The following is a 26,497-nucleotide window of genomic DNA, read 5'->3' as shown; positions in this document are numbered from 1 at the left end:
CCGACGATCCGAACCGTGCACCGACCGGCTACCGCGTTCTCGCAGGTGAGAGCCCCGCAAGCCAATCACCCCAGCTACCGTTTCCCCCTGTACACCAGATGTTGCGCCCCCTCTTGCCTCGCTGACGCGGCGTAGCCACGCGCGCCGCCTACCAACAGAACTATGCGATGCACAGTCTTCGGAACGGGGTACCTCGGAGCCACGCATGCAGCGTGTATGGCCGAGTTGGGACACGACGTGGTCGGGGTGGACGTCGATCCCGGCAAGGTGGCCAAGTTGGCCGATGGAGTGGTGCCGTTCTACGAGCCGGGACTCGAGGAGGTCCTGCAACGCAACCTCGCCGCCGGCCGCCTCCGGTTCACCACCGATTACTCCGATGCCGCGGCCCACGCCGACGTCCACTTCCTCGGTGTCGGAACGCCGCAGAAGAAGGGCGAGTACAGCGCCGACCTGAAATACGTTCACGCGGTGGTTGATACGCTCGCCCCGATGCTGGAACGCCCGGCGATGATTGTCGGCAAGTCCACAGTGCCGGTGGGAACCGCCGCCGCCCTTGGTATTCGGGCCCGCGAGCAAGCGAATGTCGAGGTCGAGGTCGCCTGGAACCCCGAGTTCCTGCGCGAGGGTTTCGCGGTTCAGGACACCCTGCGTCCCGACCGCCTCGTCCTCGGTCTCGACCACGGCCGCGAACGTTCGGCATGGGTGGAACAGCACATCCGCGAGATCTACGCCGACCTCATCGCCGCCGAGATCCCCTTCCTGCTCACCGACCTGGCCACCGCCGAATTGGTGAAGGTCTCGGCGAATGCCTTTCTGGCGACGAAGATCTCGTTCATCAACGCCGTCTCGGAGGTCTGTGAGGCCACCGGCGCCGATGTCACCATGCTGGCCGACGCGCTCGGCTACGACGCCCGCATCGGCCGCCGATTCCTCAATGCCGGACTGGGTTTCGGTGGCGGCTGCTTACCCAAGGACATCCGCGCCTTCATGGCACGCTCGGGCGAACTCGGCGCCGATCACGCCGTCGCGTTCCTGCGCGAGGTCGACAACATCAATATGCGCCGCCGCACCAAGGTCGTCGACATGGCCACCCGCGCCTGCGGCGGTTCCCTGCTCGGCGCGAATGTGGCCGTCCTCGGCGCGGCCTTCAAGCCCGAATCCGATGATGTGCGCGATTCGCCTGCCCTGAATGTGGCGGGCATGATCCAGCTGCACGGCGCCGTCGTCACCGTGTACGACCCCAAAGCGGTGGAGAACTCGCGCCGCGTGTTCCCCACGTTGAACTACGCCACCTCGGTCTCGGAGGCCTGTGATCGCGCCGATGTGGTGCTGGTACTTACCGAATGGAACGAATTCACCGCTTTGACACCGGCCGACCTGGACCCGGTGGTACGTTCCCGTTCGATCATCGACGGTCGCAACTGCTTGGATAGCGCGGCCTGGCGTCAAGCCGGGTGGGTGTACGCCGGACTCGGTACCCCGTAGAGTAGCGAGCCAAGCGGGGGCTGGGCGAATTTCGTGCAGCACGGACGAGATGGGCAGTGGATGAGTTCGGTTCTGGGAGTATCGGTGGGGGCCGGGACGGTTCGCCTCGCGCGTCCGCAGCACGGTGGCCCGCACGATTCCGTCCCACCGTATTCATTCGAGCTGCAATCCATCTCGATGCCCGAACAGCGGGCCGAGGAGTCCGCTGCCGACGCGATCGCCGCCATGCTGGCCGCATCGCCGGAGGTCGTCGCCACCACCGTCACTTTCCGCAGCGAACCGCAGGCCAGGGCGGTCCGCGCCGCGATGGCACGGCGCCAGCTCACCAACTACCAGCTCGTTCCCGAAGCCGTTGCCGCCGTGCATTTCGCCCACGCCACCAGCGATATGCGCGAAGTGTCCACGCTGGCCGTGTACGACCTGGGCAGTTCGGGTCTCACGGTGAGCGTGATCAACGCCCGCACCAGCGATGTGTACCAGTGCGAGCGGATCAGCGACATCAGCGGCGACTACCTGGATTCGCTGATCAGGGAGCAGCAGATCGCCTCGGGCCGGATCGCGCATCCGGCCGACCCGGCGGGCCTGGCGGCCCTCGACGCACTGTGCCGGGCCGCCAAGGAGCAGCTGTCCAACAGCAACGCGGTGGCGTTACCCAGCGAGCAGGGTCTGGTCCTGCTCACGCAGGAGAATTTCGAAGCGCTGATGATGCTGGCGATCGAGTCGTCGGCCCGGATGACCCGCGATGTCATCATCCGCGCACAGCATCCGGTGCAGGCGGTCATGGTTCTCGGTGGTGGCGCCCGGATTCCGTTGATCGCGCGCGTGCTCGAGCGCACGATCGGCGTGCCGGTGATCGTGCCCGCCGAGCCGGAGACCGCGCTGGCCCGCGGTGCCGCGCTGCTCGCCCGGCCCGCCCAGGTCCAGCAGGCACCCGTCGCCCCGGTGCCGATTCCGATGGGCGAACACGACGACCCGACCCCCGCGTGGCTGACCGCGCCCACCCGCGGCCGCCGCCCGCTCAGCGCACTCACCAACCGCGCTCATTCCCGCCGCGAACTGAACGTGGCGGTGCTGACGGTGAGTTCGCTGGTGGTCGTCGCCGCGATCGGCCTCGGCCTCGGCTACGGCCCCGAAGTGCTGGAGCGTGGTTCGTCGACGGACGGTTCGCAGGCCGTCCCCGCGTCCACTCCGCCGCGCCCCAGCGCCGTCGGCCCGACGACGGCTCCGGTCGCGACCACCGAGGCCCAACACGAAACCGTCGCCGCCCCACCGGCCAATCCGCGCCAAGCGGAGGTAACCACCACCGCGCCGCCCGCCCAGGGCCCCAACACCTTCACCGTGGTCCCCGGTCTGCCCCCGGTCGTACTGCCCACCCTGCCCCCGGTCGTACTGCCCGGGTTCCCACCCGCCGGTCAGTAACCGCTCGATTCGAAGGCCTGCCGAGTTCCGGGCGCGGTATGCCGAACTGAATTCCGGGTGCCGGTCCGACGCTCGGATTCAGTTCCGGGCGTGCCTGGCCCGCGCGGGCGCCACCGCTGCCTGCTTCGACCCGAACGGCCGGGCCAGCATCACCGCGATCGCCGTCGTCAACGGCACCGACAACGCCAGCGCGATACCACCCACCGCCGATCGGGTGATCTCGATGGCCACCGCGTCCCCGGTCAGCACATCGGTGATCGACCGCCCCGCCACGCTGAACAGCAGCAGCAGTGGCAGCGCCCCACCCGCATAGGCGAGCACGAGCGTGTAGACGGTACTGGCGATGTGGTCGCGCCCGACCCGCATGGCCGCGGTGAAGATCTCCCGCCGCGTCGCGCCTTCGTCGAGCGCGGCTAGCTCGAAGGCCGCCGAGGCCTGCGTGATGGTCACATCGTTGAGCACACCGAGCGAACCGATGATGAACCCCGCCAGCAGCAACCCGGTGATGCTCACGTGCTGAATGTAGGTCGCCACGTTGGTGTTCTGTTCCTCGGACAACCCCGTGAGGTGCGTGACCTCGATCGCCAGCCACGACAGCACCGCCGCCACCACCATCGACGCGAGCGTCCCGAGCAACGCCGAACTGGTCCGCAGATTCACCCCGTGCGCGAGGTAGAGCACCACGTAGAGAATCAGCGCCCCCGACACCAGCGCGACCGGAATCGCCGACTTCCCGTCGAGCAGCGCGGGCAACAGGAACATCACCACCACACCGAACGCGAAACACAACCCGACGAGCGCCCGGAATCCCCGCCACCGCGCGACCACACAGATCACCACGACGAACGCGAGCACGATCAGGGCCAACGGTAGCCCGCGCGAGTAGTCCTCGAAGCCGTACATGGTGACGCCCGCCGGATCCGCGGCTCGCACCACCCGAATGTCGTCGCCCGCCCGCAGATCGGGCTGCCCCGGCCCCGGCGCGATCTCGAACAACGTCTTCTGGCCCTCGTCGGGCCCCGACCTGAGCTCGATGATGCTGCGCTGACACGTGTAGGAGGAGGTCCGCGGCGGTTGCGGCGTGTCCGCGAACACCTTCCCGTTCGACGGACTCCCGCAGGGACCGATGTCCTGCATCACAACGGTTCCGGCCTCGGTCTGCACCGCCTCACCGGACATGGTCTGCATCGGCAACGGAATCTCGACGTGCTGCGCGCTCGGCCACAAAATCACCGTCGCGACCAACACCACCGCCCCGATGATCGCCAACAACCCGACTACAACCTTCGCCGCAGTGTCACTGATGGCAATCGGCCCAGAATGGTCGTGATGGTGATGATGCTCGCTCACGGCCGAAGCTTAACGGATCTCGTTTTCAAGAACACCCCACACGCCCCGCCTCTCCGCGAATGGCGTACACAAAAAACTCCCCGGGTCTAGGTCTGACCTAGACCCGGGGAGGCGGGTTTGTGGGCGGCGGAGAGCAGGGGGGTGTCTCCGCCGCCGGAGGCAGGCGCCCAGGGGGGTAGGCGCGCGTACCTAAGGCTCTCGGTTGTCCAGGGGGGGTAGACAACCGGGCCAGGGCGCCGAAGCGCCGAGGTCTACTGTACACAAAAGATGGATATTTGCACTAGTAGATCTTCAAAACATCCAACATTCCGAACTCACAGTCTGTTTATACGGGGGATACCAGGAACCCCATCCTGCCTACAACCCCGGAAACTCACTGGTCAAAGCCGTGACAAGTGAGTATCACCTGTAACCCTACTGCCGGTAGCTGGCCAGGAAATTGCCGAATCGCTCGATCGCCACGGCCAGATCGCGCGCCCACGGCAGGGTCACGATCCGCAGATGGTCGTTCGCGGGCCAGTTGAAGCCGGTCCCCTGCACCATCAGGATCTTCTCCTGCAACAGCAGATCGAGCACGAGCTTTCCGTCGTCGTGAATCTCGTGCACATTCGGATCGAGCCGAGGGAACGCGTACAGCGCGCCACGCGGCTTCACACACGACACACCCGGGATCATGTTGAGCCGCTCCCACGCCACATCGCGCTGCTCGAGCAGCCGCCCACCGGGCAGGATCAAATCCTCGATGCTCTGATGTCCGCCGAGCGCCACCTGGATGGCGTGCTGAGCGGGCACGTTCGGGCACAGTCGCGAGGACGCGAGCAGATCGATGCCCTCGAGGAAACCGGCCGCGTGCTCCTTGGGCCCGGTGATCGCGAGCCAGCCCGAGCGGTAACCGGCCACCCGATACGCCTTCGAGAGCCCGTTGAACGTCAGGCACAGCAGGTCGGGGGCGAGCGAGGCCAGCGAGATGTGCTTGGCGTCGTCGTAGAGGATCTTGTCGTAGATCTCGTCGGCCAGCAGCAGCAACCGGTGCTTGCGCGCCAGGTCGACGATCTGCTGCAACACCTCCGCCGAGTACACCGCACCCGTCGGATTGTTCGGGTTGATCACCAGCAGGGCCTTGGTCTTGTCGGTGATCTTCGATTCGATATCGGCGATATCGGGCTGCCAGCCGTTCTCCTCGTCGCACAGGTAGTGCACCGGAGTACCGCCGGCCAGGCTGGTCATGGCCGTCCACAGCGGGTAGTCGGGCGCCGGGATCAGCACCTCGTCGCCATTGTCGAGCAGGGCCTGCATGGTGACGGTGATCAGCTCGGACACCCCGTTGCCGAGGTAGACGTCGTCCACATCGAGCTCAGGGAAGCCGGGCACCAGCTCGTACCGGGTGACGATCGCGCGCCGCGCCGACAGGATGCCCTTGGACTCCGAGTACCCCTGGGCATACGGCAGGGCGGCGATGATGTCGCGCATGATCACATCGGGCGCCTCGAAGCCGAACGGGGCCGGGTTGCCGATGTTGAGCTTGAGAATGCGGTGGCCCTCGGCCTCCAGGCGTGCTGCCTGCGCATGAACCGGCCCACGGATCTCGTAGACCACGTTCTGCAGTTTCGTCGACTGCTCGAGAACGCGCGGGGGCACATGCGGATGTTGGCTACTCACCCATCCATGGTGCCACCACCATCAAATGGATTTTGACGACCCGCTGTCTCGCCTCCCTGCGTTTCTAGGCCAGTCCTAGGCGCGCTGGGGCGTGCGTTCGCGGCCGACGGCACGGTGGTGAACCAGCTGGTTCGTCCCCGGCGAGTACCCATGTGCGTGCGCGACCAGGCGTTATCTGGAGATTCAGAGTCTCGGGTGACTGGCGAGGGCGGCCGTCGCGACGCAGAACTCTTCGATTCGTTCGTCCAGGCCGCGCGCTTCGACAGCGTCACGATAAGTCGGGGCGGCGATGCGGCGGCGCAGGCCTACGAGGCGTTCGCTCAGCTGGGCGATGCGCTTGTCCTCGGGGAGGTCGAGGACCGGGCGCAGGGCGTCGGCGGCGCCGTCGATGCTGCCGTTGATGAGGTGGGCGGCCGCGTTGTCGACGCGGGCCAGCGATTCGGCGCCGTAGGAGCGTTGTAACGGCGGGCCGCTCGAGTAGAGGGTGATGGCGCGTTCGGTGGCGGCCAGTGCCTGTTCGGCGCGGCCGAGCTGGATGCAGGTGGCGCCCGCGTAGTAGGCGGCCTTGGGCGGGCCGAAACCGAACACCCCGCCGATCTCGTCGTGCAGTTCGTCGCGCCGGTCGCCTGCCGCCACCTCGGCCGCGCGCAGGCACCGGTCGGTCTCGGTATCGCTGCCGAGCCGCGCCCACACCCTTGCCTCGATATTGAGCAGCCGCACCCGGCCGAGGCCGGGCCCCACGAATTCCTGTCCGCTGCGCGCTAATTGGACGGCGTTGCGCGGCCGGTCGGACCAGTTCTCGATCAGCGCGTGCATGCCGCGGGTCCACGCGCGCAACCCGTTGTGTCCGCTCAGTTCCGCGTAAGCCCAAGCGGCCCTGATCTGTTCGCCCGCAGCGTCGAGATAGCCCAGGTCGGTACTCGCGTTCGCCAGCAGCCCCGACAACGTCCCGGCCAGCAGGTAGAGGTGGCTGGTGTCGACCGGCTTCTGCTGCCCGTCGAGTAGTCGATACACCCGCCTGCGCACCCGCAGCATCTCCACCATCATCGGTGCCGGTGCGGCATGGACGTATTCGTTGGCGATGCGCCGGACGTCGGCGTCGAGCTGGGCCAACGTCGTCGCTCCCACGTTGGTGCCCTCCGCGGCGGCCGCGTGTTCGCTGGCCTCGTGCGCAGCCGCCATGATCAACTCCCTCTCCGACAACACCTCGGGCACAGCACCTTTGACAGTTCCCGCATCGACGAACGCGAGCAGATCGGCATCACCCGCGGGCGCCAGCAGGGTCGAGAATCGCGCGCGCACAACATCATCGGAGCGGGCCAGTGACGTATCGAGCGCGGCCTGATTCACCGGACGTGGGCGCACCCGCACCCCGCCTGCTTCCCATTTCGACACCAGCCGTTCGTGCACACCGAGATGAGCCGCGAACTCCCGGATGCTCATTCGTTTGGCATCGCGAAGAGCTCTGGCCTCTCTCCCTGTCCACTCTCCGACCACGGCGTCACCTCATCCGACTAACAAGCTCCTTCCAGAGTACGAGCGTGACAGTGAGACACACCACAAGTTCGCGGAATCGGTTGCCAGAGGCAGTGAAAGGGCGGTGCGGGGCAGTGGTCACGCGCTCGCGCGTGGGCGATTCTGGAAGCGTGGAAGCCAGAACTGTCGACGACTGGGTGCGGTGTTACCAGCGTGAATTCCGGCTACCCGTCCGCGAGCGCGGCGGCTTTGTGATGCTGCCGATCACCGACCGGCTCTGCGTGGTGCACCTACCGACCACGCGCGCCGAGAAGGTGCTCACGGCGTTGCGCGAGCAACGCTGTGACGGTCCGGTGCTGGCACGCCAGATCCGCTGGAGTGTGCTCGCCGTGCCCGACGCCAGGCCCTCCGAGGAAGAGGCCGCCGAGCTCGCGGGGCTCGATATCGACATCCCCGGCACCGGCAGCGCCGTGATGCTGCCGACCAATCTGGGCCGCTGGAGCCGCGAGGGCTGTCACTGGGTGCGGCCACCGTCCGGCGGTGGCGACACCCTCCCGGCACTGACCCTGGTGCTGAGTCTCGCCGTGACGGCGGGCCCTCAGCGGGTCTCGACCGCGCTCAGCGAATCGGGCGAGAGGGGAAAGTTGAGGTAGGACCGCGACGGCGTCGGCCCCCGCTGACCCTGATACTTCGACCCGGCTCTGGCGCTGCCGTACGGGTGCTCGGCCGGGCTGGACAGCCGGATCAGGCACAGCTGCCCGATCTTCATCCCCGGCCACAGCGTGATCGGCAGATTCGCCACATTCGACAGCTCCAGGGTGATGTGCCCACTGAACCCCGGATCGATGAACCCCGCCGTCGAATGCGTGAGCAGCCCGAGCCGCCCCAGACTCGACTTGCCCTCCAGCCGCCCCGCCAGATCGTCGGGCAGCGAGCACACCTCGAGCGTGGACCCGAGCACGAATTCCCCCGGATGCAGCACGAACGGCTCACCCGGCTTCGGCTCCACCAGACTGGTCAGCTCGTCCTGCTGCTGCGCCGGATCGATATGGGTGTAGCGGCTGTTGTCGAACACCCGGAACAGCCCGTCGAGGCGCACGTCGATACTCGACGGCTGAACCATCGACTCGAGCATCGGTTCGACACCGAGCCGCCCAGCGGCGATCTCGGCCCTGATGTCACGATCGGAGAGCAGCACCGGCCCAGTGTAGGCAGCTGCGGCGCAGGTAGGGCCCCCACCCCTGCGGGCGACGCGTCAGCCACTCCGCCAGGCGACCTCGTCCGTTCCGCGGGTGAACCGGAGTCGCGTTCACCCGCGGGCTGGACTCGAATGCCATCGTCGCCGCGTCGGCCCGCCATGATCTCCCAGCTCGGCGAACTACGGCGTCGGCGCCACGATGTCGCCCGGGGAGGTCGGCGGCTTCTCGATGGTCGGGTTCACCAGGGCGCCGGGCGAGGTCGGCGGCTTCTCCGAAGTCGGGTTGACGATGTCGCTGGGACCGGTGGGAACCACCGTCGGCTGCACCGGCGTGCCAACCTCGGAGGTCTCCACCGGATCGCCACCGCCGTGGTTCGGGTTCGTACAGATGGTCCCCTCACACGGCACCCACGTCCCGTCCCCGTTCGGGTTCGGCATCATGTTCGGCCCCGGCGCGGGCGCCGTCGTGTGCACATGCCCCGGATCCCCGTGCCCCTCATCATGGGCAGCCGTGGTCGTCGTCGGCTTCACGGTGGTGGTGGTCTTGCTGGTGGTCTCGGTCTTGGACCCGGAATCATCCGAGCATCCCGCGCCGAGCACCGCCAACGCCGCGATCACCGAAACGAACAGAACGCGCTTCATCAAGTCAGCCTTTCGCCGTTCCGGCCATCGACCCAACCCACCGAGCCGAACCCTCGAGCCGGAGAACTAGTTACGCCGCACGACACGGCATGGCCGGATCCCGCACGAACGCTGACGAAAATGTGCGAAACCCGCTGCCCGCACTCTAGATCCACCCACCGACAACCACGGCCGAATCGCGCCCGATCCCCAACGATGCGCCGACCACCCCCACAGACGCGGCAACAGTTGCATCGCCCCACGCGAGTTCTGATAGAGTCGCGAGAGCCCCCAGTGGCGCAGTGCCGATGTAGTTCAATGGTAGAACTTCTGCTTCCCAAGCAGATGGCGCGGGTTCGATTCCCGTCATCGGCTCAAAACACAAGACCCCCAGGTCAGCCTGGGGGTCTTGTTGTTTCTGTTGATCTTGTCCGAGCACTCAGTCCTTCGCCATCTGCGAAAGATCGTCGGCTATGCGACGTTCGGCGTCATCGGTTGCCCGCTGGTAGATCAGCGCGGCCCGCATATCGTCGTGGCCATCCGCGACATCAGATCCTTGGTCGACATCCCCGATTTCGAGGCCCACAGGCCCCCGGCATGGCGCAAGTCGTGAATGTGGATGCCCGGCGGCCCTACCGACATGGTGGCCACCTTCCAGGTCGCGTTCTTGGTGAAGTTGGACCGCCGCATCGGATTTCCCCTCAACCCGGTGAACACGTAGGCATCCGGCCGGTTGTCGACGTACTTCTCGAGGTGAGCCAGGATGTCCGGCCGGATGGCTTCCGGGACCATCAGGGTTCGAACACCAGCCCGCGACTTGGGGCGGGATTCGCGAATAGGCTCGGAGTGTGGAGTACGAGGCGGTCTACTCGGTTATCTATCGCGCGGTGGACGAGGGCAGCGATGACCCGGACTATCTGTATGCCGGTGTGCGATTCGTCAGGGAGGGCGAGGCGCTCGCGCATGCCGCGGCTCCGCCCGGACGCGTTCCCGTTTGCGGAACGACCACACCATTCATCGTTCCGGGTTTGCCCTGGTCGGATCCTGTTTCGGGTGAGTACAGACGTTGTCCGGAATGTGAGGTGCTTTGCCCGTTGTAGCCGATGTTCGTGTCGAGCCGTCGGCCAACTCCCCTGGGTGAGTGCTCAATGTCGACCACTGTGCACGAAACTCGGCATGAGCGCAGGTCAACCTTGGGGTCTTGTCGTTTCTGCCGGTCTGGCCCGAGTCAGTAGGTGGTGAAGACCCAGGAGCCGTCACAGCCCCAGTCGGTGTTCCGCGCGGAATCGAAGTACCACGTGCCACGTGGCGGGGTTCGCACCACCCAGCCATCGTCGGAGGCGATCGCCTGGTCGCCCACTGTCAATATCGTGGTGGTGAAGGGGGCCACCTCCCACCATTCGTCCTCGAACGCATTCTCCAAGTGGATGACAACAGTGTCGGGAAGCTGGTTCGCGACCGTCAGGCACGCATTCGAGTCCGGGCCTGCCTGGGCAGGTGCGGACACCAGAAACGTTGCGCCGACTGCGATACACACCGCACCCACACGACCGACAAACGAACTCATCAGAATCTCCCCGTTCACTGGAGTGGACAGGCACAAACGCTGTCCCCGGTGACAGATTTGTCGAGATCCCTTGGCGAAAGCTGGTGAAACGCTTGCTGTTACGCGGCGATCAGCCCGCGTGCAAGGTGCGGAACTTGCTGCCGTGGAAGACCAGTGGGTCGATGTCCTCGCGGGCGGCGACGCGGTTCACGCGCAGGATCACCACGAGGTGGTCGCCCGCGCTGACCTGTGTCTCCGGGACTCCTTCGATCCAGGCGGTGGCGCCGTCGATGAAGACCGCTTCGCCGGTTCCGCGGTGCAGGGCGGTCTCGCGGAAGCGGTCGCCGTTGCGGGCGCCGAGCGCCTTGGCCGCGGCTTGCTGGTCGGTGCCGAGCAGGCTCAGGCCGAGGTGGCCGGCACCTGCCAATTTCGGCCAGGTCGACGACGAGTTCTGCACGCAGAACGAGACGAGCGGCGGATCGAGGGAGACGGGGACGAAGGTGCTCACCGCCAAACCGTGTGGGACGCCGTCGATCTCGGCGCACACGGCCACCACACCGCTGGGAAAGTTGGCGAAGGCACGGCGCAGGCCGTTGCCGTCGGCGGGAAAGTCCAAGAGCTCATGCATGATTCGTTGCCTCCACCGGCCTACCCGCCGGATCTGTCAGTGCCGCGACGACGGGTCCCCATCGCCGCGCGTATTCCTCGATGACGCCGTCCTCGCCGAAAGTCTGATCGGAGAGGTAGAGCCCTGGCAGTGCGGCGGTGCCGCCGATCTCCACCAGGACGGGCTTGAGTAGCAGGTCGGGCGCGAGCGCGTGGGCCGGGCCCGCGCCGAGCATCACCGGCACCGTCACCACACCGGCCAAGCCGGTACCGCCGTCGAACTGTTCGAGGAACAGTTTCAGCAGTCCGGTGTAGGTGGCCTTGAAGGTCGGACTCGCGAACACGACGAGCTCGGAGGACGCGACGGCGCGCGCGGCCGCAGTCACCGCCGGGTCGCCCCAGCCGAGCAGACCGGGCCCGAGAGTGACCAGGTCGATCACCGCGGGCTCGGTGCCGGGGCGCAGTGCCCGCGCGATCTGCACGGCCGCGGCCAGGGTGCGCGATGCGGGTTTCGGGTTTCCGACGACGACCGTCACTGTGTGGTCGAAATCCCAGCTGGTGCGCTGCTCGATATCGCTGGTCACCAGCCCGCCACTGACGTTGGGCACCCAGTAGGCGAACGAGACCTGGTCGGCGATTCTCTCCGTGGTCACGGCTGCTCCTCCTCGTCGTCGGCTGTTCCAGTGCAACACCGGCAGCCGACCCCGACGAGGGTTTGAATCGGCGCGATCGATACGCGCTCGGGTCAGCTGCCCACGCGCACGCAATCCGCCGCGATCTTCGACTGCGCCGCGCTCACTTTGGCCGCGTCGCCTTCGCCGAGCAGCTCGGCGGGATCGCCGGACTGCGCGTTCGACACCATCACCCGCAGCCCGTCCTGCGACATCCCCGAGTCGAGGAACACCTTCGCCGCGCAGTCGGCCAGCGCGGGATTCTTCAACCCCTTGTCCTGCAACGACTTCGACAGCTCGGCCTGAGTCACCGCAGGTGCTTCGTCGCCACTGCCGCAGGCCGAGAGCACCGGCAGCGCGAGCAGTGCCGCGGCCATCAGACAGATCCGCATTCGGGGAGTCCTCTCGATCGTCGCGCGTCGAACGACGCGCGATGCGTTCGGATCATGCCGCACCATCGTCCGCGTGGCCACCCACTCGAACTGACTCGCGAGTAAGATAGGCACATGGGAGACAACATCACCGTCCGTTTCGACGACAATCGCGCCTATGTCGAACTGAACAGGCCCGGCAAACACAACGGGCTCACCCTGGAAATGCTCCGCGATCTTGTCGACGCGGCCCGAAAAGTGGCCGACCGCAAGACAACCCGCGCCGTCATCATCACCGGAAATGGTCCGAGCTTCAGTAGCGGACTCGATATCGCCGCGGCCACTCGCAATCCGGTGGCTATCGTCAAAGAATTCCTGCCACGACCCTTGCGCGGCACCAATACCTTTCAGGAAGCCTGCTGGGCCTGGCGCCGCCTCGACGTCCCGGTGATCGCCGCCGTCCACGGGCGCTGCTTCGGCGGCGGCCTCCAGATCGCACTGGCCGCCGACTTCCGGATCGCCGCCCCCACAGCCGAATTCTCGGTGATGGAGGCCGCCCACGGGCTGATTCCGGATATGACAGGCCCCGCCGCATTGTCACAGCTCATCGGCATCGACCAGGCCAAGCTGCTGGCGATGACGGCCGACTCGATCGACGCCGATTACGCGCTCCGGATCGGCCTGATCACCGACGTCGCCGACGACCCGGTGAAGGCCGCCCAGGCCCTGGCCGACCGCGCCACCGCCCGCGACCGCAACGCCGTCGCCGCCGCCAAACACCTGTTCGACCGTTCGTGGCAGCACGGTTCCCGCGCCACCTTCGCCGCCGAGCGAATGGCCCAACTGCCATTGCTGCTGCGTAAGGCCATGAGCAGTAGCGACTGACAAGCAATCCACCGGGGAATTTATGCCAACTACCGGAGGTATGTGCCGCACCTCACTGTTAGCGGCTGTTAGCATCGCTTCGATTCGCTGACCAGTCGAAGAGTGGTACGTGACGGCAAGCCTGGAACGTGCCTGGATTTCGGCCTGACCCGGAGGCTCGAACACCTGTGAACAAGACCGGCTCCGCCCTGTTGTCCGCACTCACAGGTATTACGGCCTTGCTGGTGAGCGCGGCACCTCCCGCCGTGGCGAACCCGAACGCCATCAACCCGATTCCCGTTCTCAACGGCACCCATGGCCTGCCCGTTCTGCACGGACGCACCCAGGCGGTGTTCCAGGTAACCGGCATGGCCAGCCCCAACAACACCCAGAACTACAACGTCCTCGGCACCGATCTCGGCATCATGTGGGACAACGGGCGCGGCGAGATGCTCACCGCCTTCGGCGACACCGCGGGCCTCGGCTTCCCCAACCTGCTCGCGGGCAGTACCTGGGCGTGGCGCTCCAACATCCTGGTCCGCAGCCATGACCAGAACCCGTCCGACGGGATCATGTTCGACGGTGTCGTGCGCGATGTCATCGGCCAGGCGCGCGACCTGATCCCCAGCCCCAAGATCCCCTTCCTGGAGATCAGCCGCATCCCCACCGCGGGCATCTCGGCCAACGGCGTGCAGTACCTGTCGCTGATGTCGGTGAAGACCTGGGACGCGCCCGGTGAGTGGACCACCAGCTTCTCCGGCCTGGCCGCCTCGGCCGATAACGGCGAGACCTGGGCCGATCTGGGCCACACCCGCCGTCCCGATGAGGGTGGCAACGCCAACTTCCAGATGAACAGCTTCGTGAAGGACGGCGGCTTCGTCTACGAATACGGCACCCGCGCCGGCCGCAACAACGATGCCTTCATCGCCCGCGTCCCCGAAGCCCAGATCGAGAACCTCGGTGCCTACGAGTACTGGGACGGCCACGACTGGAAGCTCAACGAGGTGAACGCGGCGGCCCCCATCATGGGCGGCGTCGGCGAACTCTCGGTGATGTACAACGAGCACCTCGGCCAGTTCATCTCCCTCACCACCGACCCGTTCAACTCCGTGGTGATGCGCCGCGCGTCCTCCCCCGTAGGCCCGTGGAGCGGACCGGAGGTACTGATCGACGCCCGCGATCTGCCGACCGCCTACGCGCCATCGATCTTCCCGTACCAAACCGGCAGCGACCTGTACTTCATGACCACGATCCACACGCAGTACAACGTCGTCCTCATGCGCACCAGGCTTTGATTCCCGGCCGCCCACGGCGCCAACGCACGCGCCCCGTTCGATGACGAACGGGGCGCGTCGTGTGATTTCCGGGTCCTACATGGCCTGGTCCTTGGTCTCGACCAGTGCCTTGGTGCAGACCAGGCTGAGCACGGCGAGCCCGGACAGCATGACGCCGATCGAGATGCTGCCGAAGGACGCGGTCAGCGGTGCGGCGATCAGCGGGGGAATCGCCCCACCGAGCACGCCGGCCAGGTTGTAGCCGAGTCCGGCGCCGGTGTACCGGAAGCGGGTCTGGAACATTTCCGGCAGTAGCGCGCCACAGGGCCCGTAGGCGATGCCGAAGATCGCCAGGGTGATCCCGACGCCGATCGCGAAGGCCACCGGGGATTTGGTGTCGAGTAGCGGGAACAACATCAGCGACCAGACGACGGCCAGCCCGGACGACACCATGATCACCCGGCGGCGACCGAGGCGGTCCGAGTACAGCGCCGAGACGATGATCGCCGCGCCGAAGACCAGCGCGGCGCCGATACCAACGGTCAGCACGAACGGCCTGCTGAAGCCGAGGGTCTTGGTCCCGTAGCTGGTGAGGTACGCGGTGCCCATATAGAAGAAGGCGAACAGCAGAGCCAGCGAACCGGCCGAGAGCAGGATCTCCTTGGCCTGGAAGCGCCAGGCGTCGAGGAACGGCAGGGCGTTCGGCTTGCTCGTGTCGAGTGCTCGCTGCGCCTGGTTCGCACGGAACACCGGCGTCTCCTCGATCGCCAATCGCATGTACAGGCCGATGGCGAGCAAGACAATGGAGAACAGGAACGGGATGCGCCAGCCCCAGGTGAGGAAGGCGTCGTTCGCGTCGCCGAGGACCGCGCCGGTGATGAGCAAGGTACTGCTGGACAGGATGAAGGCGAAGGCCGGTCCGACCTGCGGGAACATGGCGTAGAGACCGCGTTTGCCCGGCGGGGCGTACTCAGCGGTCAGCAGGGTCGCGCCCGCCCATTCACCACCCACCGCGAACCCTTGGCCGAATCGCAGCAGCACCAGGATGATCGGCGCGGCCACGCCGATGGTGCCCGCGCCGGGGAGCATCCCGATGAGCACTGTGCACAGACCCATCAGCAGCAGAGTCGAGACGAGCGTCTTCTTGCGGCCGATCCGGTCGCCGTAGTGCCCGAACAGCACGGCGCCGACCGGCCGCGCGATGAAGGCGACAGCGAAGGTCGCGAAGGAGGCGAAGGTCCCTGCCGTCGACCCCAGGGCAGGGAAGAACACCTTCGGGAACACCAGGGCCGCGGCGGTGCCGTAGATGAAGAAGTCGTAGAACTCGATCGTGGTGCCGATGCAACTCGCAATGGCCACCTTGCGCATACTCGTAGCCGGCGTCGTCGGGGTTACCGCCGCCGTCACTGGAGACACTTTCATAGCTGTGTTCCTTTTCTCTGCCCGTTGCGGTGCCCGATCGGCTCGCTGGGTAAGAGCAAAGTAGTGATCTGGCTCACGTAGCAACTACCCCCGAAAAGGGGTGGATGTCCCGTGAGCCCATGGGTAACCACCGGGAACGGGCTACCATGACTCCAGGCCGACCGGCGGCCGCGGCGCTGCGAACACGCCTGAGTCCGGCCATGAATCGGGGAGGCGGAATGCGCGCAGCGGATTGGGACGCACGGTATGCCCGCAGCGAATTGGTGTGGGGCGCACCGCCGAACAGCACCGTTGTCGAGCACGTCTACGGTCTGGACCGCAGAATCCCCCTGCTCCCCGATGAGTCGGGGGTCGCGCCGTCGCTCCCCCGCGCGCTGGACCTGGCCTGCGGTGAAGGCCGCCACGCCCTCTGGCTCGCCACTCACGGCTGGCAGGTCACGGCCGTCGACTTCTCGCAGGTGGGGATCGACAAGGGCAGAACGGTGGCCGCCCGCCTGTCGCGCTCGGTCCGGTCCCGCGTGCACTGGCAAACAGCCGATATCACCGAACTCGAAGCCGCCGAGATCACCGGTCCCTTCGAACTGATCCTGATGGTCTTCGTCCATCTCCCCGCCGACGAGCGCCGCGCCCTGCTGCACCAGCTGTCCGACATGCTCGCCCCCGGCGGCATGCTGCTGATCCTCGGTCACGCCACCCGCAACGTCACCGACGGCTACGGCGGCCCTCAGGAACCCGAGATCCTCTTCTCCCCCGAAGATCTACGCGCCGACCTGGCCCGCGACGACATCACCATCGCCCTCGCCCACGAAGTGTTCCGCCCGACCGAAGGCCCCGACGCCATCGACTCCCTGCTCATCGCCGAACGCCCCCTCCCCGAGCCCACCGACTGATCAGTCGTCCAGCTTCCAGCGCTCGAACCAGGGCGCCACGGTCGCCTCGATGACGTCGAATCCGGTGCGGAACGAGTGCGCTTGCTTGGGTATCACCCGCACTTCGGCGGCATCGGCGGCGTCGGGCACCCCGAACGGGTCACTACCCCCGTTGATCACCACGACCTCGATATCCCCGGGCGCCAGCAGCTCATCGCGCCTGCTCTTCTCGGGCTTGCCCGGCGGATGCAACGGGAACGACAGCGCGATCACGCCCCGCGCATCTACCTCAACGGCCGTGCGGCAGGCAACCCGAGCCCCGTTGCTTCGACCCCCCTGAACAACCGGCATCCCGGGAAATCTCGCCCGCAACGCCGCCACGATCTCGAGCCAGGCCTCGTCCTGCTTGTCCGCGTTGCCCGGCGCCCGTCGACCGGCAACCCGATAGGGCTGCACGACCCGAGCTACCGCCCCACCCGCTTCGACTGCCGAATCACGCACGGCCAGAATATCTTTCGCATCGACGCCACCACCGGCTCCATGCGTGATCACCAGCAGGAATGCCGGATCACGCACGTCGTCGAGCTCGATCTCGGCCGGTCCAGCAGTCGTCTCGATGCGCACATCTCACGGTAGCCCCGCGGTCGCGGCGAGCAACGTTGCGGCACCCGCGCGTGTTTTTCACATCACATTGCCGCCCACCCCTTTGCCGAGATGATTACCCACCGGTAATATGGTCAATAAGTTACCCGCGAGTAGCATGCGGAAAACCGGCGACGGGCGGGAACGGCACACCACCGACCGCACCAGAACTCAATGGAGAGTGAGTACTCACATGGGCCACTACAAGGCAAACGTCCGCGACCTCGAGTTCAACCTCTTCGAGGTCCTCGGCATCGACAAGGTGCTCGACGCAGGCGCCTTCGGCGACCTGGACACCGACACCGTCAAGGAAATGCTCTCCGAGGTCCGCCGCCTGGCCGAGGGCCCGCTGGCCGAGTCCTTCGCCGACGCCGACCGCAACCCGCCCGTGTTCGACCCGAACACCCACACCGTCGCCATCCCCGAGTCCTTCAAGAAGTCCTACAAGGCGCTCGAAGACGGCGAGTGGGCCAAGGTCGGCGTCGTCGAGGAACTGGGCGGCCTGAACGCACCGTCGGCCGTCACCTGGGCCCTGTCGGAGATGGTCCTCGGCGCCAACCCGCCCATCCAGATGTACGCCGCGGGCGCCGGTTTCGCGCAGGTGTTCTTCAACAACGGCACCGAAGAGCAGAAGAAGTGGGCGGCCAAGATCGCCGACCGCAACTGGGGCGCCACCATGGTGCTGACCGAGCCCGACGCCGGTTCCGACGTCGGCGCGGGCCGCGCCAAGGCGATCAAGCAGGAAGACGGCACCTGGCACATCGAGGGTGTCAAGCGCTTCATCACCTCGGGCGACTCCGACGACATGTTCGAAAACATCATGCACCTGGTGCTGGCTCGCCCCGAGGGCGCCGGACCGGGCACCAAGGGCCTGTCGCTGTTCTACGTCCCGAAGACCCACTTCGACTTCGAGACCGAGACCTACGGCGACCGCAACGGTGTCTTCGTCACCAACGTCGAGCACAAGATGGGCATCAAGGCCTCGGCCACCTGTGAGGTCACCTTCGGCGGCCACGGCGTGCCCGCCAAGGGCTGGCTGGTCGGCGAGGTGCACAACGGCATCGCGCAGATGTTCGACGTCATCGAGAACGCTCGCATGATGGTGGGCACCAAGGCCATCGCGACCCTGTCGACCGGTTACCTGAACGCGCTGGAGTACGCCAAGACCCGCGTCCAGGGTGCCGACCTGACCCAGATGACCGACAAGGCCGCGCCCCGCGTGACCATCACCCACCACCCGGACGTGCGTCGTTCGCTGGCCACCCAGAAGGCGTACGCCGAGGGCCTGCGCGCGATCTACCTCTACACCGCCGCCCACCAGAACGAAGAGATCGCGCTCGCGGTCTCGGGTGCCGACTCCGACGTCGCGTTCCGCGTGAACGACCTGCTGCTCCCGATCGTCAAGGGTGTCGGCTCCGAGCGCGCCTACCAGTACCTGACCGATTCGCTGCAGACCTTCGGAGGCTCGGGCTTCCTGCAGGACTACCCGATCGAGCAGTACATCCGCGACGCGAAGATCGACTCGCTGTACGAGGGCACCACCGCCATCCAGGCGCAGGACTTCTTCTTCCGCAAGATCGCGCGTGACCGCGGTGTGGCCCTGGCCCACGTGGCAGGCCAGATCCAGAAGTTCCTGGAGTCCGACTCGGCCAACGAGCGTCTCAAGGGTGAGCGCAAGCTGCTCGCCACCGCGCTCGAGGACGTGCAGACCATGGCCGCCACCCTGACCGGCCACCTGATGGGCGCGCAGGAGCAGCCGACCGAGCTGTACAAGGTCGGCCTGGGTTCGGTGCGCTTCCTGATGTCGGTCGGCGACCTGTTCATCGGCTGGATGCTGCTGAACCAGGCCGAGATCGCGCTGACCGCGCTGGACAACGGCGCCACCGGCTCCGACGTCGCCTTCTACACCGGCAAGGTCGCCTCGGCGCAGTTCTTCGCCCGCAACATCCTGCCCGAGCTGACCGCCACCCGCGCGATCCTCGCCAACCTGGACAACGACATCATGGACCTGGACGAAGCCGCCTTCTGATCTGTTCCGCCTCTCCGCGTATTTTGGCCAGACTCAGGTGGGTCTTCGGCTCGAGCGCGCGGCCGGAGGTAGGTGGTGCGGGGAGTTAGCCGGTTCCCGGTGAGTTACCCATGTTCTTGCGAGACCAGTTGAACGGTCCGGAGTCTCAGACTCCGGACCGTTTTGGTCTCCGGTGCTGAGCTCGGCGTACCCTGGGATTGCCGTCGGCGCGGGGTGAGCTCGGGGGTTGCGACCGGTGAAAGTGCTGCGTTCCTACCACTGATCTGCCGTGAGGGGAGGCCTGAGAAATGAATGAAGATGCCGGGCTGCCTGCGCAGGCGTTTCCGGCAGGCGAATACCTCCGGGACGAGATCGAGGCACGCGGCTGGACCGTCGCCGAGTTCGCCCAGATTCTGGGTAGGCCGACACAGGCTGTTTCCGAGATCCTCAACGGGCACAAGGAGATCACCGCGGAAACAGCGCTGGAAGTCGCGGCAGCAACCGGCACGGAGGCTGCCACCTGGCTACGGCTGCAGAACACCTACCGGTTGTGGAAGCTGTCTCGCACCGCAGGGTCGGAGCGAACAGTCGTGGTTTCGAGGCGGGCCCGTCTCGCACAACTCGTTCCGATGCCAGAACTTCGGCAACGAGGGATCGTCCCCACTGGGGGACGTCCGGAAACTCGCGGGCGATGTCGTCGAGCACGCGCGCGTGCCTTCCGCGCTCGCCGCGTTGTCTGACCTGTTCCGGCAGTAGGGCATTCGCTTGGTCTATGTAGCGCCGTTCAAGTCGGGAAAGATCGACGGCGGCGCCTATCTGGACAAGTCGGGGGCGCCGGTAGTCGCCCTGTCCGGCCGCATCCAGCGTATCGACAGTGTCGTATTCACCCTGCTACATGAACTTGCGCACGTGCACTTGGGGCACCTGTCCAGTGGCATCGCGTTGGACTCGGACGTGTGCGCGGCCACCCAGAACGAAACAGAACACGCCGCCGACAAGCTCGCTATGGAATGGGCGCTGCCCGGCAGACTCGAGTTCTCCACACCGATTTCCAAACGCGCGGTCACCGACCGCGCGGCATCCATGGGCGTTCACCCGGGACTCATCGTCGGCAGGCTTCAGCACCAGGGCAGACTGCCGTGGTCGCACCTACGAGACCTGACCCCCAATGTCAGGAACTATCTGAGCGCCTGGGTATGACGTTTCAGAGGTAAGGTCCCGAACCCGGCGTATCCTGGAATTGCCGTCGGTCGGGGCGAGGCTCGGGGGTTGCGATGGGTGAAAGTACTGCGCTCAGTGCGTATTTGCGCGAGCGGCGGCTGGCGGCGGGACTCGCGCGAACCGAGCTCGCGGCGCGAGCGCAGATGGCTCCGTTGCTGATCAGTCAGATCGAGTCGGGCGCGCTTGTCCCGAATCACGCTATGCTGCAACGCCTTTTCGATTCCCTCGATGTGCCGCACTGGTATCGCAAGCACATCCTGGTACTCGGCCTGCCCGCCGTCGAATCCGGTGCCGTCGCAACCGCCCCTTCGGCCGAGGACCTCGCCGACCTGGCCAGCCTCACCCACCCCGCCTGCCTCACCCGCTTCCCCACCATGGACATGCTGGCAGCGAACTCCGACTACCAGCGCCTTTTCCCCGGTCTCGGCGCCGGCGTGAACATGCTCGAGTGGATGTTCCTCAACCCCGTGGCGAAGAAGGTCTACCTAGACTGGAACACCGAAGCCCAGCTCCTGGTTCATGCCTTCCGCATGCTGGCCCCGCTCGCCCCCACCCAGCGCGTCAGCGCCATCACCGCATCGTGCGGCGAGTCCCCCGACTGGGATCCGGTGTGGACCAGCGAAGTTCGCCCCCAAGACATCGCCCGGCGCCACCTGCGGCTGCGCGAACGCAGTACCGGTCTGGAGCGCCGCATGATGCTGCGCATCTACGACCCCGCGTTCCCGAGCCGCCCGTGGTGGCTCTACCGCCTGATCCCCGTGCGATGAAGCAGTGCGGCACCCGTCGATCCGACGGGTGCCGCAGGTACAGCGCTCAGGGTTCGAGCTACTCGGTTTCCGCTGCGGCCGTGCCGGTGGTGAGCTGCGTCAGCAGCGCGGCGAGGTCCAGACCTTCGGCGGAACCGGTGGCAGGCTCCTCGGCCACAGGCTCGGCCTCACTCGACCCGGAGGTCAGCAGCGCCAGCAGCGCGGCGAGGTCCAGACCTTCGGCGGAACCGGTGGCAGGCTCTTCCTCGACCACAGGCTCAGTCGCACCCGTTCCGCTGCTGAGCTGCTCGAGCAGCGCGGCCGAGCCGGTGGCCGGCTCCTCGGCGGACGCCACGCCCGCGCCGAGTACCGTGACGCTGGCCACCGCCGCAATCGCTACACCGAAGACACGAATCTTGCTCATTATGAACCCCTCATACTTCAGATTTGCCGCGGATTTCCGCCGCACAAGATGTTTAACAGCAGAACAACCCCGGACAGAAGACCGATGAAAGGGGGGCAAGACAAGCCCGCCGAAAGACGTGGTGGAGAAGGCAGGCGACGGCATCGTTCGCATCACCCGCGATGCCGAAGATCTGATCCTGATGCGGGCGGGCCATCTGGAGCGCCAAGACGCGGGTATCGCGTTGGCCAGCCGACCGGGACTGCCGAGGCATATGCGGCGGGCCTGCCAGTGGCAAGAACTATCGGTGACCTGTTCAGGAACCCAAACCGCGCACCAGCAGCTGCAATAGTCCTGTCATTCCCCACAGCATCGTCGTCGCCGACCCGGTCGGCAATTGCTCCACGATACCCATATCCCGAAACCCCTTGTAGCTCAATCCATCACCGACAACCTCTCGACCAAGATCATAGTGAGTCACCCGATCCGGAAACGGCGGCGGTACTCGTTCGGGGTCGTGTCGAGCTGGCGACGGAAAGCACGCGCGAGCGTATCGATGGTGTTGAATCCGCAAGTGGCGGCGATTCGTTGGAGCGTTTCGTCGCTCGTCTCGAGCCGATGCCGCGCCACCTCCACCCGCGCCGACTCGATGTAGGCCGCGGGCGTCATCCCGAGTTCGGTGCGAAAGATTCGTGTGAGCTGGCGATCACTGACATGAACCTGCTCGGCCAGCTCGGTGACAGTGAGCGGACTGGCGATATTGCGGGTGATGTAGTGCCGCAAATCCTCGATCCGCCGGGTGGTGGACACCGGCTCGAGCGACACACTGAACTGGCTCTGCCCACCCGGCCGTTTCAGATACATCACCAGCTGGCGAGCAACCCGCAACGCCAGTTCATCCCCGAAGTCATCGGCTACCAGCGCCAGCGTGAGATCCAGACAAGCCGTGAGTCCCGCACCCGTCCATACGTTTTCGTCGCGAATGTAGATCGGATCGGCATCGACGAGGACCTTCGGATGCTCGGCCGCCAACTGCTTCGCGGTCGACCAATGCGTGGTCGCCCGCTTCCCATCGAGCAGCCCCGCCGCCGCCAGAATATGCGCACCAACGCACACCGAAGCCACCCGCCGAGCCCCCTCGGCCAACCGCGCCACCGCCGCGACCACCCCCGGATCGACCACCGCGCTGACCCGCCGCCGACTATCCACCTCCACCGCCCCGGGCACCACCACTGTGTCCACCCGCCCCAACTCGGCGAACGTCACATCCGGCAGAATCCGCACCCCCGCCGAGGTAGTAACCGCCGCCATCGACTCGGCGGCCAACACCACCTGATATCCGGTCGGCTCATCCATCTCCCGCTGCAACAGCGAGAAGACCTCCGGTGGCCCCGTGACATCGAGCAAATCCACCCGATCGAACAACACGATCACAATGAGCCGCTCAGTCATCCCGCAACCTCCATGTCCGAATCTGCAGGTTACATGACATTGCCGACACAACGCACCGTCCATAACGTGGATCCCATGACCTCCACAACGCTGCGCGCACTCAACGGCTTCGACGAAACCCCCGCATCACTGACCAACTCCACCCTCGTCCTGATCGACTACCAGAACACCTACACCCAGGGCGTCATGGAACTGACCGGTTGGGAACAGGCCCTCGACGCGGCAGCCGAACTCCTCACCGCGGCCAGGGCTGCGGGCACCCCCGTCATCCACGTCATCAACGACGGCGGCAAAGACACCCCCTACGACATCACCACCGACATCGGCCGAATCCATCCCCAGCTCTCCCCAACCCCCGGCGAACCCACCGTCGTCAAATCTGTCCCCAACGCCTTCGTAAACACCGAGCTCGCCGAATTGATCGACGCCACAGGCAAACCCAACCTCATCATTGCCGGCTTCATGACCCACATGTGCGTCACCTTCACCACCGAAGGAGCTTTCCTCCGAGGCAACACCCCGACCATCGTCGCCTCAGCCTGCGCCACCCGCCCCCTGGGCGATGTCCCCGCAGCTCAACTCCACGCCAGCGCCCTGGCCATCATCACCGACCTCTACGGAATCGTCGTCCCCACTCCCACCGACCTCCGGCAGTTTTAGAACTAGCCCTCAGCCGATTCCAGGTCAGACGAACCCGCCAGTGCTATGACTGCAGAACACCTACCGCTGTCTCGCACCGCAGGGTCGGCACGAACAGTCGTGGTTTCGAGGCGTGCCCGTCTCGCACAGCTCGTTCCGAAGCCCGAACTTCGACAACGAGGAATCGTCCCCACCAGCGGACAGTCCGGCTGAATCCGTCAGAGCTAGCTCCGCCGGGGGCGCTACCCCGCCCACATCGCGGTGATAGTGTCAGGCTCTTGACCGGATCGGAACTCGTAGAGTTGCCAGCACGCCGAGGTACCGGACCAGAATGCGATTCGCGGATCGGTGATCACCCGCCGGTCACCGTCGGGCAATGAGATTGTGGCGGTGCCCCGTCGCGGTTGTCGGCCGCGGAACGTGCGTGCACCAGCCGCACCGCTTCGAGAACTGGCATGGCGTCGGAGGTGATAGCGGCGGCTCGTTACGTGTATCCGTCGATCTGCGTGGGTAACGGCCCGTCGGGTAGCTCGGCGAAGTCGACCGCCAGCGGCGCGCTGTGATCGCTCGGCACAGGCCCGAGTCCCCGGGATATGCCGCGAACTCAACTCCGCCGCGCGCTCATAGCCGTTCCGTGGATTTGTCCAGGCGACCAGGATCGGATAGAACTTGATCGCTGTCATCAGCAGCACAGCGAAACATTCAGCACGCCAACGGATTGCGGCGTGTACAGGGGATAGGAAAATCAATGCGTCGGACTACCGGCAAATTATGCCGTCAGGCTCTAATCGCGGCACTTCCCATGGCGGTCGCGGTAGCTTTCGCGGGAGCAGGAACAGCTTCCGCCGACGTCGCGGGCGTTGCCCCGCAGCAGACCCCGGTCATTCAGCTGGTCGCGGCTTCGCAGGATCCGGTTCCGGTCCAGTTGGCTCCGGTCGTCGCGCAGTCGGCCGCTACAGTCGCAGAGCAGCCCAACACCTCGGCTGCCGCACAGGCTGCCACTCCGGTCGCGGGTACGGTTCCGCAGGAAATCGCCACCAATCCGAATGCGGCCAACCACGATCCGATGGCCAATGGGGCGGCCGCGGGTGCGATCGTCGGGGCCGTGATCGGCGCTACTATCTGCGCCGTCACCATTGTCGGCATTCCCCTCATCCCGCTCTGCGCCCTCGGGCCAGCTTTGCAGGGTGCCCTGGTCGGTTTGATCGTAGGTGCGGTTGCCCCGGACGTCATTCCGCAGATCCTTCCCTGATCCCTGGGAATTGAACGAATATCGTTTCCCGGTAGCCGAATTGAGTTCGGCTACCGGGAACGCGCTACCGATGTGCGCATCACTGATCACGACAGCGAGCCTATTCGTCCTGTCACTGAACCGCATTGCACCGCATTGCGATTGATCGTCCACTAAGACGACAAAACGGCCCGCACACCCTTTCGGGAGTGCGGGCCGAGCACTGGGGTTCCAGTGCGCACCAGTTCCGTCGAGAAACTGTCGAGATGCCGGGCTGTCAGACCCGGTTCGGCGGGTAGTCGCTATCAGACTGGAACAGTCACGATGGCTACAGCAGAACTCGGAGTCTTCCTCGAAAAACGCAGTGGCACCGGGCATCCCGGACTCACTGACCTCGTCGCTCGGCGGCTCACCGAGGTGGCCAGCCGCACGGTCGGGCAGAACGCCGCGGCGAATCAGAAGGGCCTCCTTACCCGCCAGCGCGTTGCTCGGAATCTCCCACCACCTTGCCCGCGACGTTCTTCGACTAGTTCAGACTCCATGGGGCACAACACTATCCAGCCCGACCGCCAGGCGTCTCGCGGTCGCCTACGTGGCGACCAAGCTGTCGGTGCTGTTCGCAGATCATCATTCGGCATTGCTGGCGCGGACCCGAAAACGATCATCATCGCTGGACATCGATCGATCGCATCACGCGAAGCTCGGCCAAGGCGTAGAACCGAGGCCGAGCAGCGCGCCTGCGCCGAACCTTTTGTTATATCCAATTAATGATCGGCAAATACCACGATTGATCTCACTCGAAAACCAGGCAATACCAGGACGACTGTAAACGATTGCGGCTCAGCCGCATTCATACATTCCTCACCCCGACCAGGACTTGCCGCACCGGCGATTTTCCGCCCGATAGCTGGGAAGAACACCCTCGCACCCGAGCGAACCGGCCATCAGACAGGGCGCTTCGACATGTTTCGGCAATATTCTGCCGATCCGGTGGACCCGCGCGACAAACAATTGCCAACCGACCCAATTTCGGCAGGATTCTGCCGATTGGTCGAATTCTGAGGTATGCTACCGGCGAAGGCACCCAATTCGGCAATATTCTGCCGACTAGTATCAGGTGGTGGACATGTTGACCGACATAGGCGCGAAGATTCGAGCTGAGCGGCGACGTCACCAGTTGACGCAGGAGCAGCTGGCCGAACTTTCGGGTACCTCCACGCGCACGGTCCGCGATATCGAACACGGCCATGGTTCCACCAGCATCGGGACAGTCGCCGCCGTCGCCAGCGCACTCGGGTTGGCACTGACGGTGACGCCGTGACCG

General features: G+C 65.8%; 27 protein-coding genes and 1 tRNA gene. 14 read left to right on the top strand and 14 right to left on the bottom strand.

Annotation, left to right across the window (positions count from 1 at the left end):
* Positions 1-162 precede the first annotated feature (162 nt).
* Together ACFXKN_RS21445 and ACFXKN_RS21440 are read left to right on the top strand one after the other, a co-directional pair.
* Positions 163-1,485 carry a UDP-glucose dehydrogenase family protein gene (locus tag ACFXKN_RS21445; protein WP_379433675.1) on the top strand — a complete coding sequence of 441 codons (1,323 nt, stop codon included), beginning with the start codon at positions 163-165 and terminating at the stop codon, positions 1,483-1,485.
* 177 nt (positions 1,486-1,662) lie between these two features.
* Positions 1,663-2,904 carry an Hsp70 family protein gene (locus ACFXKN_RS21440; RefSeq protein ID WP_379433674.1) on the top strand — a complete coding sequence of 414 codons (1,242 nt, stop codon included), beginning with the start codon at positions 1,663-1,665 and terminating at the stop codon, positions 2,902-2,904.
* Positions 2,905-2,982: 78 nt separating this feature from the next.
* On the opposite strand, the gene ACFXKN_RS21435 is transcribed toward ACFXKN_RS21440, so the two are convergent.
* The 3 genes from ACFXKN_RS21435 to ACFXKN_RS21425 all read right to left on the bottom strand — a co-directional run bounded on the left by ACFXKN_RS21435 (position 2,983) and on the right by ACFXKN_RS21425 (position 7,356).
* A complete protein-coding gene (locus tag ACFXKN_RS21435; RefSeq protein WP_379433673.1) occupies positions 2,983-4,254 on the bottom strand; it encodes a YibE/F family protein in 1,272 nt (423 codons plus the stop codon).
* 414 nt (positions 4,255-4,668) lie between these two features.
* On the bottom strand, positions 4,669-5,913 hold the full coding sequence (locus ACFXKN_RS21430; RefSeq protein ID WP_379433672.1) for a pyridoxal phosphate-dependent aminotransferase: 1,245 nt from the start codon (positions 5,911-5,913) through the stop codon (positions 4,669-4,671).
* Positions 5,914-6,096: 183 nt separating this feature from the next.
* Positions 6,097-7,356: a helix-turn-helix domain-containing protein gene (locus ACFXKN_RS21425; RefSeq protein ID WP_379433671.1), complete on the bottom strand. Its 1,260-nt coding sequence runs from the start codon at positions 7,354-7,356 to the stop codon at positions 6,097-6,099.
* Between the two features lie 203 nt (positions 7,357-7,559).
* Between ACFXKN_RS21425 and ACFXKN_RS21420 the strand changes: the two genes are divergently transcribed.
* Positions 7,560-8,042: a hypothetical protein gene (locus tag ACFXKN_RS21420; protein WP_378948004.1), complete on the top strand. Its 483-nt coding sequence runs from the start codon at positions 7,560-7,562 to the stop codon at positions 8,040-8,042.
* Here ACFXKN_RS21420 and dcd read toward each other — a convergent pair.
* Together dcd and ACFXKN_RS21410 are read right to left on the bottom strand one after the other, a co-directional pair.
* Positions 7,988-8,587 carry a dCTP deaminase gene (gene dcd, locus ACFXKN_RS21415; RefSeq protein WP_378948001.1) on the bottom strand — a complete coding sequence of 200 codons (600 nt, stop codon included), beginning with the start codon at positions 8,585-8,587 and terminating at the stop codon, positions 7,988-7,990. The two genes, ACFXKN_RS21420 and dcd, sit on opposite strands and share 55 nt — an antisense overlap.
* 180 nt (positions 8,588-8,767) lie before the next feature.
* Positions 8,768-9,229 carry a hypothetical protein gene (locus ACFXKN_RS21410; protein ID WP_378948265.1) on the bottom strand — a complete coding sequence of 154 codons (462 nt, stop codon included), beginning with the start codon at positions 9,227-9,229 and terminating at the stop codon, positions 8,768-8,770.
* A 283-nt stretch (positions 9,230-9,512) separates the two neighbouring features.
* Here ACFXKN_RS21410 and ACFXKN_RS21405 point away from each other — a divergent pair.
* Positions 9,513-9,583, top strand: a tRNA-Gly gene (locus tag ACFXKN_RS21405).
* A 135-nt stretch (positions 9,584-9,718) separates the two neighbouring features.
* Here ACFXKN_RS21405 and ACFXKN_RS21400 read toward each other — a convergent pair.
* The 5 genes from ACFXKN_RS21400 to ACFXKN_RS21380 form a co-directional block, all read right to left on the bottom strand.
* A complete protein-coding gene (locus ACFXKN_RS21400; protein ID WP_378947998.1) occupies positions 9,719-10,000 on the bottom strand; it encodes a hypothetical protein in 282 nt (93 codons plus the stop codon).
* A 436-nt stretch (positions 10,001-10,436) separates the two neighbouring features.
* Positions 10,437-10,775, bottom strand: coding sequence for a hypothetical protein (locus ACFXKN_RS21395; RefSeq protein ID WP_378947995.1), 339 nt, complete (start codon positions 10,773-10,775; stop codon positions 10,437-10,439).
* A gap of 109 nt (positions 10,776-10,884) precedes the next feature.
* Complete coding sequence (locus tag ACFXKN_RS21390; RefSeq protein WP_266294373.1) at positions 10,885-11,382, bottom strand: flavin reductase family protein; 498 nt, start codon at positions 11,380-11,382, stop codon at positions 10,885-10,887.
* Positions 11,375-11,896 (bottom strand): NADPH-dependent FMN reductase, encoded by a 522-nt coding sequence (locus tag ACFXKN_RS21385; protein ID WP_379433691.1) that lies wholly within the window; start codon positions 11,894-11,896, stop codon positions 11,375-11,377. Before ACFXKN_RS21385 ends, ACFXKN_RS21390 begins: the two co-directional genes overlap by 8 nt.
* 209 nt (positions 11,897-12,105) lie before the next feature.
* Positions 12,106-12,423, bottom strand: coding sequence for a hypothetical protein (locus ACFXKN_RS21380; protein WP_378947992.1), 318 nt, complete (start codon positions 12,421-12,423; stop codon positions 12,106-12,108).
* A gap of 114 nt (positions 12,424-12,537) precedes the next feature.
* On the opposite strand from ACFXKN_RS21380, the gene ACFXKN_RS21375 reads away from it, so the two are divergent.
* Both ACFXKN_RS21375 and ACFXKN_RS21370 read left to right on the top strand, forming a co-directional pair.
* Positions 12,538-13,287, top strand: a complete 750-nt coding sequence (locus ACFXKN_RS21375) for a crotonase/enoyl-CoA hydratase family protein (RefSeq protein WP_379433670.1) — start codon at positions 12,538-12,540, stop codon at positions 13,285-13,287.
* Positions 13,288-13,454: 167 nt separating this feature from the next.
* Positions 13,455-14,561, top strand: coding sequence for a DUF4185 domain-containing protein (locus tag ACFXKN_RS21370; protein WP_378947979.1), 1,107 nt, complete (start codon positions 13,455-13,457; stop codon positions 14,559-14,561).
* Between the two features lie 75 nt (positions 14,562-14,636).
* Here the strand turns inward: ACFXKN_RS21370 and ACFXKN_RS21365 are convergent, their stop codons facing one another.
* Positions 14,637-15,962: an MFS transporter gene (locus tag ACFXKN_RS21365; RefSeq protein ID WP_379433669.1), complete on the bottom strand. Its 1,326-nt coding sequence runs from the start codon at positions 15,960-15,962 to the stop codon at positions 14,637-14,639.
* Between the two features lie 218 nt (positions 15,963-16,180).
* Between ACFXKN_RS21365 and ACFXKN_RS21360 the strand changes: the two genes are divergently transcribed.
* A complete protein-coding gene (locus ACFXKN_RS21360; protein WP_379433668.1) occupies positions 16,181-16,852 on the top strand; it encodes a class I SAM-dependent methyltransferase in 672 nt (223 codons plus the stop codon).
* Here the strand turns inward: ACFXKN_RS21360 and ACFXKN_RS21355 are convergent, their stop codons facing one another.
* A complete protein-coding gene (locus ACFXKN_RS21355; RefSeq protein ID WP_379433667.1) occupies positions 16,853-17,455 on the bottom strand; it encodes an alpha/beta family hydrolase in 603 nt (200 codons plus the stop codon).
* Between the two features lie 211 nt (positions 17,456-17,666).
* Here ACFXKN_RS21355 and ACFXKN_RS21350 point away from each other — a divergent pair, with 211 nt between their 5' ends.
* From ACFXKN_RS21350 to ACFXKN_RS21335, 4 genes are all read left to right on the top strand, one after another.
* On the top strand, positions 17,667-19,502 hold the full coding sequence (locus ACFXKN_RS21350) for an acyl-CoA dehydrogenase (RefSeq protein WP_378948251.1): 1,836 nt from the start codon (positions 17,667-17,669) through the stop codon (positions 19,500-19,502).
* Positions 19,503-19,789: 287 nt separating this feature from the next.
* Positions 19,790-20,221 carry a HigA family addiction module antitoxin gene (locus ACFXKN_RS21345; protein WP_378947958.1) on the top strand — a complete coding sequence of 144 codons (432 nt, stop codon included), beginning with the start codon at positions 19,790-19,792 and terminating at the stop codon, positions 20,219-20,221.
* A gap of 25 nt (positions 20,222-20,246) precedes the next feature.
* Complete coding sequence (locus tag ACFXKN_RS21340) at positions 20,247-20,681, top strand: ImmA/IrrE family metallo-endopeptidase (protein ID WP_378947954.1); 435 nt, start codon at positions 20,247-20,249, stop codon at positions 20,679-20,681.
* A gap of 74 nt (positions 20,682-20,755) precedes the next feature.
* A complete protein-coding gene (locus tag ACFXKN_RS21335) occupies positions 20,756-21,469 on the top strand; it encodes a helix-turn-helix domain-containing protein (RefSeq protein WP_379433666.1) in 714 nt (237 codons plus the stop codon).
* A gap of 58 nt (positions 21,470-21,527) precedes the next feature.
* Here ACFXKN_RS21335 and ACFXKN_RS21330 read toward each other — a convergent pair whose 3' ends face one another.
* Entirely contained in the window at positions 21,528-21,872 is a 345-nt protein-coding gene (locus ACFXKN_RS21330) for a hypothetical protein (RefSeq protein WP_378947948.1), read from the bottom strand.
* A gap of 456 nt (positions 21,873-22,328) precedes the next feature.
* Positions 22,329-23,303, bottom strand: coding sequence for a GlxA family transcriptional regulator (locus ACFXKN_RS21325; RefSeq protein WP_378947943.1), 975 nt, complete (start codon positions 23,301-23,303; stop codon positions 22,329-22,331).
* 75 nt (positions 23,304-23,378) lie between these two features.
* On the opposite strand from ACFXKN_RS21325, the gene ACFXKN_RS21320 reads away from it, so the two are divergent.
* The 3 genes from ACFXKN_RS21320 to ACFXKN_RS21310 all read left to right on the top strand — a co-directional run bounded on the left by ACFXKN_RS21320 (position 23,379) and on the right by ACFXKN_RS21310 (position 26,494).
* Positions 23,379-23,963, top strand: a complete 585-nt coding sequence (locus tag ACFXKN_RS21320; RefSeq protein WP_378947940.1) for a cysteine hydrolase family protein — start codon at positions 23,379-23,381, stop codon at positions 23,961-23,963.
* A 781-nt stretch (positions 23,964-24,744) separates the two neighbouring features.
* Entirely contained in the window at positions 24,745-25,194 is a 450-nt protein-coding gene (locus tag ACFXKN_RS21315; protein ID WP_378947937.1) for a hypothetical protein, read from the top strand.
* A gap of 1,105 nt (positions 25,195-26,299) precedes the next feature.
* Positions 26,300-26,494 carry a helix-turn-helix domain-containing protein gene (locus tag ACFXKN_RS21310; protein WP_378947934.1) on the top strand — a complete coding sequence of 65 codons (195 nt, stop codon included), beginning with the start codon at positions 26,300-26,302 and terminating at the stop codon, positions 26,492-26,494.
* Positions 26,495-26,497 lie beyond the last annotated feature (3 nt).

It is taken from the genome of Nocardia sp. NPDC059195 (genome assembly GCF_042754695.1).
GTDB lineage: Bacteria > Actinomycetota > Actinomycetes > Mycobacteriales > Mycobacteriaceae > Nocardia.
Note: the sequence above shows the minus strand (reverse complement) of the source record. Positions and strands in the feature narration are given on the sequence as shown.

Bases quoted from the DNA above. Each gene is read 5' to 3' on its own strand.
- ACFXKN_RS21445 (WP_379433675.1), top strand. From the start codon at position 163: ATGCGATGCACAGTCTTCGGAACGGGGTACCTCGGAGCCACGCATGCA.
- ACFXKN_RS21440 (WP_379433674.1), top strand. From the start codon at position 1,663: ATGCCCGAACAGCGGGCCGAGGAGTCCGCTGCCGACGCGATCGCCGCC.
- ACFXKN_RS21425 (WP_379433671.1), bottom strand. From the start codon at position 7,356: ATGAGCATCCGGGAGTTCGCGGCTCATCTCGGTGTGCACGAACGGCTG.
- ACFXKN_RS21410 (WP_378948265.1), bottom strand. From the start codon at position 9,229: ATGAAGCGCGTTCTGTTCGTTTCGGTGATCGCGGCGTTGGCGGTGCTC.
- ACFXKN_RS21400 (WP_378947998.1), bottom strand. From the start codon at position 10,000: ATGGTCCCGGAAGCCATCCGGCCGGACATCCTGGCTCACCTCGAGAAG.
- ACFXKN_RS21395 (WP_378947995.1), bottom strand. From the start codon at position 10,775: ATGAGTTCGTTTGTCGGTCGTGTGGGTGCGGTGTGTATCGCAGTCGGC.
- ACFXKN_RS21390 (WP_266294373.1), bottom strand. From the start codon at position 11,382: ATGCATGAGCTCTTGGACTTTCCCGCCGACGGCAACGGCCTGCGCCGT.
- ACFXKN_RS21380 (WP_378947992.1), bottom strand. From the start codon at position 12,423: ATGCGGATCTGTCTGATGGCCGCGGCACTGCTCGCGCTGCCGGTGCTC.
- ACFXKN_RS21375 (WP_379433670.1), top strand. From the start codon at position 12,538: ATGGGAGACAACATCACCGTCCGTTTCGACGACAATCGCGCCTATGTC.
- ACFXKN_RS21365 (WP_379433669.1), bottom strand. From the start codon at position 15,962: ATGAAAGTGTCTCCAGTGACGGCGGCGGTAACCCCGACGACGCCGGCT.
- ACFXKN_RS21360 (WP_379433668.1), top strand. From the start codon at position 16,181: ATGCGCGCAGCGGATTGGGACGCACGGTATGCCCGCAGCGAATTGGTG.
- ACFXKN_RS21350 (WP_378948251.1), top strand. From the start codon at position 17,667: ATGGGCCACTACAAGGCAAACGTCCGCGACCTCGAGTTCAACCTCTTC.
- ACFXKN_RS21345 (WP_378947958.1), top strand. From the start codon at position 19,790: ATGAATGAAGATGCCGGGCTGCCTGCGCAGGCGTTTCCGGCAGGCGAA.
- ACFXKN_RS21335 (WP_379433666.1), top strand. From the start codon at position 20,756: ATGGGTGAAAGTACTGCGCTCAGTGCGTATTTGCGCGAGCGGCGGCTG.
- ACFXKN_RS21330 (WP_378947948.1), bottom strand. From the start codon at position 21,872: ATGAGCAAGATTCGTGTCTTCGGTGTAGCGATTGCGGCGGTGGCCAGC.
- ACFXKN_RS21325 (WP_378947943.1), bottom strand. From the start codon at position 23,303: ATGACTGAGCGGCTCATTGTGATCGTGTTGTTCGATCGGGTGGATTTG.
- ACFXKN_RS21320 (WP_378947940.1), top strand. From the start codon at position 23,379: ATGACCTCCACAACGCTGCGCGCACTCAACGGCTTCGACGAAACCCCC.
- ACFXKN_RS21315 (WP_378947937.1), top strand. From the start codon at position 24,745: ATGGCGGTCGCGGTAGCTTTCGCGGGAGCAGGAACAGCTTCCGCCGAC.
- ACFXKN_RS21310 (WP_378947934.1), top strand. From the start codon at position 26,300: ATGTTGACCGACATAGGCGCGAAGATTCGAGCTGAGCGGCGACGTCAC.